At 33.8% G+C, this 9,095-nt stretch carries 9 protein-coding genes and 1 tRNA gene; 1 reads left to right on the top strand and 9 read right to left on the bottom strand.

What is annotated here, in order from left to right:
• The 6 genes from AA81_RS02255 to ffh all read right to left on the bottom strand — a co-directional run.
• Window positions 1–291 (bottom strand): RNA methyltransferase (locus tag AA81_RS02255; RefSeq protein WP_146050325.1); only part of this gene is annotated, 291 nt, incomplete at its 3' end.
• Window positions 284–1,075, bottom strand: coding sequence for a tRNA (guanosine(37)-N1)-methyltransferase TrmD (gene trmD, locus AA81_RS02250; protein ID WP_103898060.1), 792 nt, complete (start codon window positions 1,073–1,075; stop codon window positions 284–286). The genes AA81_RS02255 and trmD, both read right to left, overlap by 8 nt.
• Window positions 1,053–1,619 carry a ribosome maturation factor RimM gene (gene rimM, locus AA81_RS02245; protein ID WP_169999583.1) on the bottom strand — a complete coding sequence of 189 codons (567 nt, stop codon included), beginning with the start codon at window positions 1,617–1,619 and terminating at the stop codon, window positions 1,053–1,055. The genes trmD and rimM overlap by 23 nt, the downstream gene beginning before the upstream one ends.
• A complete protein-coding gene (locus AA81_RS02240) occupies window positions 1,616–1,846 on the bottom strand; it encodes a KH domain-containing protein (RefSeq protein ID WP_103065971.1) in 231 nt (76 codons plus the stop codon). Before AA81_RS02240 ends, rimM begins: the two co-directional genes overlap by 4 nt.
• Entirely contained in the window at window positions 1,843–2,178 is a 336-nt protein-coding gene (rpsP, locus tag AA81_RS02235) for a 30S ribosomal protein S16 (RefSeq protein ID WP_103065970.1), read from the bottom strand. Before rpsP ends, AA81_RS02240 begins: the two co-directional genes overlap by 4 nt.
• A gap of 38 nt (window positions 2,179–2,216) precedes the next feature.
• On the bottom strand, window positions 2,217–3,536 hold the full coding sequence (gene ffh / locus AA81_RS02230) for a signal recognition particle protein (protein WP_103898058.1): 1,320 nt from the start codon (window positions 3,534–3,536) through the stop codon (window positions 2,217–2,219).
• Window positions 3,537–3,818: 282 nt separating this feature from the next.
• Between ffh and AA81_RS02225 the strand changes: the two genes are divergently transcribed.
• Window positions 3,819–3,894: transfer RNA gene (locus AA81_RS02225), tRNA-Trp, on the top strand.
• Window positions 3,895–3,931: 37 nt separating this feature from the next.
• Here the strand turns inward: AA81_RS02225 and AA81_RS02220 are convergent.
• From AA81_RS02220 to AA81_RS02210, 3 genes are all read right to left on the bottom strand, one after another.
• Entirely contained in the window at window positions 3,932–4,879 is a 948-nt protein-coding gene (locus tag AA81_RS02220) for a methylenetetrahydrofolate reductase (protein ID WP_012208167.1), read from the bottom strand.
• Window positions 4,880–5,064: 185 nt separating this feature from the next.
• Window positions 5,065–7,725 (bottom strand): pyruvate, phosphate dikinase, encoded by a 2,661-nt coding sequence (gene ppdK, locus AA81_RS02215; protein ID WP_012208166.1) that lies wholly within the window; start codon window positions 7,723–7,725, stop codon window positions 5,065–5,067.
• Between the two features lie 143 nt (window positions 7,726–7,868).
• Window positions 7,869–9,038, bottom strand: a complete 1,170-nt coding sequence (locus AA81_RS02210; protein ID WP_103078463.1) for a metallophosphoesterase — start codon at window positions 9,036–9,038, stop codon at window positions 7,869–7,871.
• Window positions 9,039–9,095 lie beyond the last annotated feature (57 nt).

The following is a 9,095-nucleotide window of genomic DNA, read 5'->3' as shown; positions in this document are numbered from 1 at the left end:
TTCTTCGATAACGTCCTCCAAGTAATTTTTTATTTTAAATATTTCAAGCGCTTCTTTTCTGTTGGGATTAAATTCTCCTCCATATCCGTTGAGCCAGTAATCTAAAACCTTTTCTACAATCTTTCTTTGAGCAGGTAAATTGGTTACTAAGAAGTAGTTTTTAACATTATAAGTTTTACAGGTTCTTGAAATATCGTGGACATCAAAATTTGTAACGGCTGTCGAAACAATACTTCCGTCTTTTTTCAAAATTGGATAGTGAATTAAGGCCACATACAGTTTATCAAACATCTTGGGACTCCTTAAAATCATTAGAGTTTTTGTTAAACATTTCTTGAACAATGTCTACTAAAATCTTTTTTTCTTCTTCATCTAATTCTTTCTTTATGAATAGATCTGGCCTTTTAATTATTGTTTTTAATAAACTGTCTTTTTTTCTAAAGATTCTAATACGATCATGATCGCCGCTTAACAAGATTTCTGGCACTTTCATGCCTCTAAAATCCTGAGGTTTGGTGTAGTGTGAATAATCTAATAACCCATTGTAAAATGAATCGTTTTCCACGCTTGTTTTTGAACCTATTACTCCGGGCAAAAATCTTAAAAGAGTTTCTATAATAACCATGGTAGGGATTTCGCCACCCGTTAAAACGTAATCTCCTATTGAAACTTCTTTGTCAACTATCTTTTTAACCCTTTCATCTATTCCTTCGTATCTTCCACATAAAAAAACTAATTCTTCTTTTTTTGCTAACTCAAAAGCTAAATCGTTATTAAATACTTCGCCTTGGGGAGAAGGTAAAACTATATAAGGTTTGTGGTTCTTGGATAGGATGTATTCATCGTAAAAACGATAAAAAGGTTCTACCAACATAACCATTCCATTTTCTCCACCGTAACCAGGTTTATCAGTTACTTTGTGTTTATCAGTTGTGTAATCTCTTAAATTGAGTATATCTATTTCGACTAATTTTTTTTCTATAGCTTTTTTTATTACTCCATAGTTTCTAATAATATCAAACATACCGGGGAAAATAGTCAAAACACTAATTTTAATCCGTTTGATTTGTTCCATTTTCGTACCACTCTATTTTTTTTACTATAATACTTTTATCTTCTTTTTTTAATTCAACAATGTAATGATCTGTCATTGGTATGAGAACTTCTTTATCATCTTCAAGGTTTTTTATAGAAATAACATCGTTTGCACCTGTTTGTATTATTTCTTCTACTTTTCCAACGTATTTCCCATCTTCGTAATAAACCTCAGAATCTAAAATCTCATACCAGTAATATTCCTCACTATTAAGAGAAGGAAGATCTTTCTTATCAATAAAAACTTCATACCCTATCATTTTTTTAGCTTCGTCCATGTCCTTTATTCCGCGTAAGTTCAATACAAAAAATTTATTTAATGGTTTAACTTGTAATACCTTACTGAAGAAGAAATTTCTAGTTGAGGTATTGTACAAAAGAACTTCTTCTAAGTTCGTTATCACATCTTTTACATTGGTCAAAGGTATTATTTTTACTTCTCCGTGTACTCCATGACTATTAACGATTTTTGCCACAGAGATTTTGTTGTCCAAAAGATTGGATAAACTGTTCAATTCACTCACCTGATTACTTTTAAAATAAATTTCTTTTCAGGGTCTTTTTTTGCTGCGTTTAAAAGAATATTTATGGATTTAATAGTCCTGCCGTCTTTTCCAATTATTTGACCTACATCTTCAGAATTTGCGTATATTTCAAATATTACATTTTGTTCCTCAGTGGACTCTACTATCTTTATCTCATCGGGATGTTTAACAATGTTGTTCAAAATGTCTAAAAGCAGATTTTTCATTCTTTCAATTCTTCTCCTTCTGGTTCAACAATTTCATTATATTCTTTGACGTCCTTTTCTTTTCTGGATCGAAATTTTATTTCATCGTATCTTTTCATGACCCCCATTTTTCTAAGAATTCTTCTTGCTGTATCTGTGGGTTGAGCACCTTTTAAAAGCCAATCTAAAGCCTTGTCCTCATCGACTTTGTACTGGTTTGAGTTATTTAGAGGATCATAGTATCCTATTGATTCTATATATTTTCCGCTCCTTTTGTTTCTTGAGTCTACGATAACTATTCTGTAAAACGGTTGATGTCTCCTTCCCATCCTGTTCAATCTGATTTTTACCATTAATACACCTCCATATATTTTTAATTATTATTGGTATTTCAAAACGGTAGATTGTTCATTAGTTTTCTGCCCTTTAGTTTCTTCATTTGCTTCATAGTTTTTTTCAGTTGATCGTATGATTTCAATAGTCTGTTAATATCTTGCAGAGTTGTCCCACTTCCCTTGGCTATCCGCTGTTTTCTTGAATAAGTAAGTATTCCTGGGTTTTTACGTTCCTTAGGGGTCATTGAATTTATTATTGCCTCGAATTTTTTTAATTCTTGCTCACCTTTTGTTACATCTACTTGCTCCTTTGGGACACCGGGAACCATTTCTAAAAGACTACTTAGAGGCCCTAATTTTCTTATTTGTCGAATTTGCTCGAGAAAGTCTTTTAAATCAAACTTTCCATCCATAAACCTTTCGGCATCTTCTTCTGCTTTCTTTTTATCTATATCTTGTTCTACTTTTTCTATGAAAGAAAGTACGTCTCCCATTCCCAAAATTCTTCCAACATATCTATCTGGGTAAAACTCTTCCAAATCATCTATCTTCTCACCAACACCAACTAATTTGACGGGTTTTCCAGTTATGTACCTAATAGAGATGATGACCCCGCCTCGAGAATCACCGTCGAGTTTTGAAACAACAAAACCAGAAAGATCCAATTTATCGTTAAATTCTTTTGCTGAATTAACTGCATCTTGACCAACCATTGAATCGACAACCATCAAAATTTCATCAGGATTGATTAATTTTTTTATATTTTCTAGCTCTTCCATCATCTTTTCATCGATGTGTAAACGCCCTGCGGTATCTACAATAACAATATCATGCAAAAGCTTTTCTGCATATTTTTTACTTTCTTCTACAATTTTCAAAGCGTTTACTCTGTCACCAGTAAAAACGGGAATGCCAATATCCTCACCCAACTGTACAAGTTGATCGATAGCCGCTGGTCTGTAAGTATCGGCAGCAACTAACAAAGGGTTTTTTCCTTTTTTCTTATAAAAATTTGCTAACTTAGCGGCGGTTGATGTTTTACCGCTTCCTTGCAAACCCGTAAGCATTATAAAACCTGGATTACGAGAAATGGTAATTTTATTGTTTTCTTTACCACCCATCAATTCTATTAAATCGTCTCTAACTATTCTGATAAATTCTTGATCAGGGGTTAAACTTTCGAGAACCTTAGATCCAATTGCTTCTTCTTTGACTCTGTCAATCAGTTCTTTTACCACTTTATAGTGAACGTCTGCTTCCAAAAGAGAAAGTTTCACTTCTCTAACAGCATCTTTTATATTTTTTTCGGATAATTTTCCTTTACCCGATAGGTTCTTGAAGACTCCTGTCAGCTTTTTTTGTAAGTTTTCAAACATTATTTGCTCACCCCATGACTTAAAATAATCCTTCCTTAGTATACTATAAAAAGAAAGAAATTTGGTAAAAAGTATGAAAAAAGTAGAAGACGAGGTATAATTTAAAGTTACTATTACATTAAATTTTTTATAATATAAATAGAAGAACACTTATTTTAAAATACGCGTTGTATTTCTCTATTCATAAGCTTATCACATTATTGTTAACAAATCAATTCACTCTAATTTAAAGAAAAAAATGCTTGATAGATCTCTATTTTTATGTTATAATATTGAAGCAATACGCCTGTAGCTCAACTGGCAGAGCGGCGGTCTCCAAAACCGCAGGTTGGGGGTTCGATTCCCTCCGGGCGTGCCATTTTTATTTCTCCTTTGCTCCCCCACCCATCGAAATTCTAAAAAATTCCCTTAAATGCACTTAAAACGTCTTTTACTATCTTTCCTTTCCCCATCGTAAAAAGATGTACTCCTGGAACTCCCAGTTCTAAAAGTTGCTCAATTAGTTTTATTGCGTGCCTTACTCCTATAATATATTCATCTTGAGATGATTTTGCGTTTTCAAACTCTTCCACAATGGATTTAGGTATATTAACATGAAAAGTTTTAGGAATGTTGTATAGTGTTTTTTTGCTTCCCAACGGTTTGATGCCTGGGATTATTGGCACTTCTATGCCGAGATCTCGAACTTTATTAACGAAGTTTTTGTAATACTCAATGTCAAAAAACATCTGAGTTATTATGAATGTTGCCCCCATATCGACCTTTAATTTCAAATAGTCCAAATCTTTTTCAAAGTTTGGGGATTCAAAATGTTTTTCTGGGTATCCTGCAACGCCCACGCAGAAATTTGTAGAATTATGTTCTTTTGTTGGGAACGTGTATATTCCTCTGTTCATATTTGCTATTTGCTCAACTAATTGACTTGCATGTTCGTATTCATCGGTTTCTTTCCATGTATACCTTTTCTTATCTCCTCTTACGACGAATATGTTTTCTATCCTGAGATAATTTAGATCTATTAGTATGTCTTCCAGTTGATATTTGTTAAAGCCCGTACATATTAAGTGAGGGACTACTTCGATATTATATCTATGTTTTATTGAAGCACTTACTCCGACGGTCCCAGGTCTCTTCTTTTGGATGATTTTCATAATCTTCCCATTTTCTTCAACATAGTCTATTTCGTTGGCGTGCTTAGTGACATTGATATATTTAGGAGAAAATTCGATTAAATTATCCACAACATTAAATATTGAATCAATACTTTCTCCAACATTAGGGGGGATAATTTCAAAGGAAAGAACAGGTTTGTTTGATTGTTTGATCAAATCTACTATTTTCATTGTATTTCACCCCGGACATTATATATAATAAAACATTTGTTCAATTTTAACATATTGGCAAAAAATAGTCAACAGCTAATAGACGGCATAACAAAAAGGGTGGAGAGGTCTCCACCCTGCAACTATTATAAAATCAACATTTTAATTTTAAGACTATTATGATTGCTGATTTTCTTACCTATTGATTAATAATTAACTTTTTTACCTCTCTTATAATTTACTGCCGCTTGGGCGGCTGCTAATCTAGCGACTGGTACTCTGTATGGAGAACAGCTTACATAATCCAACCCTACCAAGTGTGCAAACTCAATAGAATCAGGATCTCCACCGTGTTCACCACAAATTCCTACCTTTAATTTTGGGTTTGTGGATCTACCACCATCCAAAGCAAGTTTTATTAATTTTCCAACGCCTTCTCTATCGATTTGTTGGAATGGGTCTTTTTCGTAGATACCTTTTTCAATGTAATCTCCAATGAATTTTCCATAATCATCTCTTGAAAAACCTAAGCCTAGCTGTGTAAGATCGTTGGTACCAAAGCTAAAGAAATCAGCTTCTGCACCAATTTGATCGGCAACCACACAGGCCCTGGGAACTTCGATCATTGTTCCAATTTTGTATTCTAAGTCTACGTTGTTTTCTTTTATTAATTCGTCAGCAATCTGCTTGATGGATTCTTTAAGGATGGTAAGCTCTTTAACGTCTCCAACTAATGGGATCATTATTTCTGGCTGTACCTTTTTACCTTCTTTTATCATATCAATAGCGGCTAAAATTATTGCTTTTGTTTGCATTTCTGCTATTTCTGGGTAAGTGATAGCTAATCTCACACCTCTGTGACCCATCATTGGGTTAAATTCTTCTAGATCTTTAACTGTACTTCTTAATTCTTCCTCACTGATTCCAATCATTTTTGCTACTTCTTTTATTTGTTCATCGCTCTCTGGAACAAATTCATGAAGAGGTGGATCCAAAAGCCTTATTGTAACAGAAAATCCTTCCATCTCTTCAAATAATCCTTTGAAGTCTGATCTTTGAAATGGTAACAGTTGTTCTAAAGCTGCTTTTCTTTGTTCTTCTGTTTTTGAGACGATCATAGTTCTCATCTTGTTTATTCTTTCTGGTCCAAAGAACATGTGTTCTGTCCTACAAAGTCCAATTCCTTGAGCTCCGAACTCCCTTGCAACTTTTGCATCTCTTGGGATATCTGCGTTTGCTCTGACCCCTAAAACTGAAACCTCATCTGCGTACTCAAGCAATACTGAAATATCCCCTGCTAATCCTTCGGGTCTAACTGTTTTGATTTTTCCAGCGTAAACTTTTCCTTCGTTTCCATCGATGGAAATCCAATCGCCTTCCTTTAATTCAACTCCATTAGATTTTATAACTTTATTTTTTAAATCGATGACTATATCTTCTGCTCCAACAACAGCTGTCTTACCCATTCCTCTGGCAACTACGGCAGCATGAGAAGTCATGCCTCCACGTGATGTTAATATTCCTTCTGCAACGTTCATACCGCCAACATCTTCGGGGGATGTTTCGGGTCTAGCGAGGATTACTTTTTCACCATCTTTTGCCAGCTTTTCGGCATCGTCTGCGCTAAAAACAATCTTTCCAGTTGCAGCACCAGGAGATGCGGGTAATCCTTTCCCAATGTATTGGGCATTTTTTAATTCTTCAGAATCGAAAATAGGATGTAGTAATTTTTCTATATCTGCGGGCTTAACTCTCATCACTGCTTCTTGTTTGCTTATGAGACCTTCTTTTACCATATCTACCGCAATTTTAACAGCCGCAGCAGCAGTTCTTTTTCCGCTTCTTGTTTGAAGCATATATAATTGTCCTTTTTCAACTGTAAATTCTATGTCTTGCATATCTCTAAAATGTTTCTCCAATTTATCCATAACCTCAAGTAACTGGTTATATGTTTTAGGATTGATACTCTTTAACTCATCCAAACTTTTTGGAGTTCTTATACCAGCAACGACATCTTCCCCTTGTGCATTGGTTAGAAATTCACCGTAATATTTCTTTTCACCAGTATTTGGATCTCTTGTGAAAGCCACACCTGTACCGCTGTCTTCTCCCATGTTACCAAAAACCATAGCAACTACATTCACAGCAGTTCCTAAAAGCCCTTGTTTATCCATTTCATTAATTTGTCTATACTTTATAGCCCTTGGATTGTTCCAACTTCCAAAAACTGCTTCAATAGCAATCCAAAGTTGTTTCATAGGATCTTGTGGGAACTCTTTTCCCTCTTCTTTGTACAATTTCTTGTATAATTCAACAACTTTTTTGAGATCGTTCGCATCTAATTCTAAATCTTGTTTTACGCCTTTTTCTCTTTTAACTTCATTAAGGGCTTCTTCGAATTTTTCATGGGCGATACCTAAAGCAACATCACCAAACATTTGGATAAATCTTCTATAAGAATCCCAAGCAAATCTTTCGTTGTTAGTTAGCTTGGCTAATCCCTCGACTGATTCATCGTTAAGACCTAAATTCAATATAGTATCCATCATTCCAGGCATAGAAACAGCGGCACCTGACCTGACTGAAACCAAAAGAGGATTTTTGTTGTCACCGAATTTTTTGCCAGTAACATTTTCAAGCTCTGTCATGGCTTCTTCAACAACAGATTTAAGATCTTCTGGGAATTTTCTGCCATTATCCCAATAATATTTACATACTTCCGTTGAAATAGTGAAACCTGGAGGTACTGGCAAACCTAAAGATGCCATCTCTGCTAAGTTAGCACCTTTTCCACCAAGAATGTCTTTCATTTTCGAGTTGCCTTCTACTCGGTTTTTATTCCACACGTATACGTACTTTTTTCCCATCTGTTTCCCTCCTAGCTATTTTTATGAAAAAATTATAATTACAAAAAAACTAGTGTTTAAATCATCACACTTTGTTTAATTATATTCTAATTACTTTTTTTCTATTTCTCATTTGGGTAAAATTTAACATACAATTTTAAGAATTAAAACGCCTCTTCTCTCACTAATTTAAAATTCATGGACTTATTTGAGTCGTCTATCAACAGATAGGAAATTAACTTTTTTTTGATGAACTCATTTCTATTTATTCCAAAATTTCTATTTACCATGAATTTCCATGTTCCAGTATTAATATAAACTTCTTTTGAGCCTCCGTTTTTTATGATATTAAAGGACGCTCTATGGTTATGACCCATAACTATTCCCTTTATTTCTCCCTTAGCAAAAGAAATATCTTGATCATAAAACCCAATAAGATATTCTTTCGGTATATAGAATTTATCGTTTAAAAGTTCTTCTGCCTTCATTAAAAGAGAATTCGAATTTCTCATACTTCTGAAGAACATTCCTACTCTAACTATAGCTTCACCTAACTTCATGCCCCCCAAGTTATTCACAAATATATTGGATAGAATATTTACACCAGGAAAGTTTATTTTCATCCACTTTTTTACCTGAGGGGTTTTAATCAGTTGTGTGAAGGTTTCAATCCATTTGTTTTTTAAATTGTAATTAAGATCATATTTTTCTTTTATAATATCCAACCACTTGAAAACATCCAACTGAGGATAAATATTTTGATAATCTGAATAAAGCTCAGCAGGTAGAATTTTCCCGGCGACTTTTCCAAAATTATAATTCATGTATTTGTTCATGTACTCTGCAAATGGGGGAATAAGGTTTCCATCTTTATCTTTGCTCAATCTGTTGACTATATCGAACTGATTACCGTGTATTACAAATAATCTTAAGTTTGGATCATAATAATAGGGTAAAATTTCACAATTTTCAAATGTTTCTTTGATCTTTTCATTTATTTTTTGATTTAAAAGAACATAGTAATCGTGGTTACCTGCGATATAATAAATTCGATGTTTTTTTGAAAATTTTCGGAACTCTTCGATCATCTTTTCGTGGCTAGCAAATATTGCATCTATTAAAGACGGATCAAATTTTTCTGCATATTCAGAAGCCGTATCCACCATGAGACCATCATTGATTAAGTTAGATAACTCAAAAAAATCTCCAACGATAAATAACTCATTGTTTTCATCATCAAGATCACGTAGTAACTTGATTAGTCTGTCATCGTATATAAAGTCATCGGATTCGTTACCTAAACCGATGTGCAAATCACTTAGAAAAACCTTCATTTGGTTTCCTCCGGCAGATTTTTTCAAAATTCCGAAGGTAATTATAACACATACATT

It is taken from the genome of Petrotoga halophila DSM 16923 (assembly GCF_002924615.1).
Note: the sequence above shows the minus strand (reverse complement) of the source record. Positions and strands in the feature narration are given on the sequence as shown.

Coding starts and splice junctions, on each gene's coding strand:
- trmD (WP_103898060.1), bottom strand. CDS start 1,075: ATGGAACAAATCAAACGGATTAAAATTAGTGTTTTGACTATTTTCCCC.
- AA81_RS02240 (WP_103065971.1), bottom strand. CDS start 1,846: ATGAAAAATCTGCTTTTAGACATTTTGAACAACATTGTTAAACATCCC.
- rpsP (WP_103065970.1), bottom strand. CDS start 2,178: ATGGTAAAAATCAGATTGAACAGGATGGGAAGGAGACATCAACCGTTT.
- ffh (WP_103898058.1), bottom strand. CDS start 3,536: ATGTTTGAAAACTTACAAAAAAAGCTGACAGGAGTCTTCAAGAACCTA.
- AA81_RS02220 (WP_012208167.1), bottom strand. CDS start 4,879: ATGAAAATAGTAGATTTGATCAAACAATCAAACAAACCTGTTCTTTCC.
- ppdK (WP_012208166.1), bottom strand. CDS start 7,725: ATGGGAAAAAAGTACGTATACGTGTGGAATAAAAACCGAGTAGAAGGC.
- AA81_RS02210 (WP_103078463.1), bottom strand. CDS start 9,038: ATGAAGGTTTTTCTAAGTGATTTGCACATCGGTTTAGGTAACGAATCC.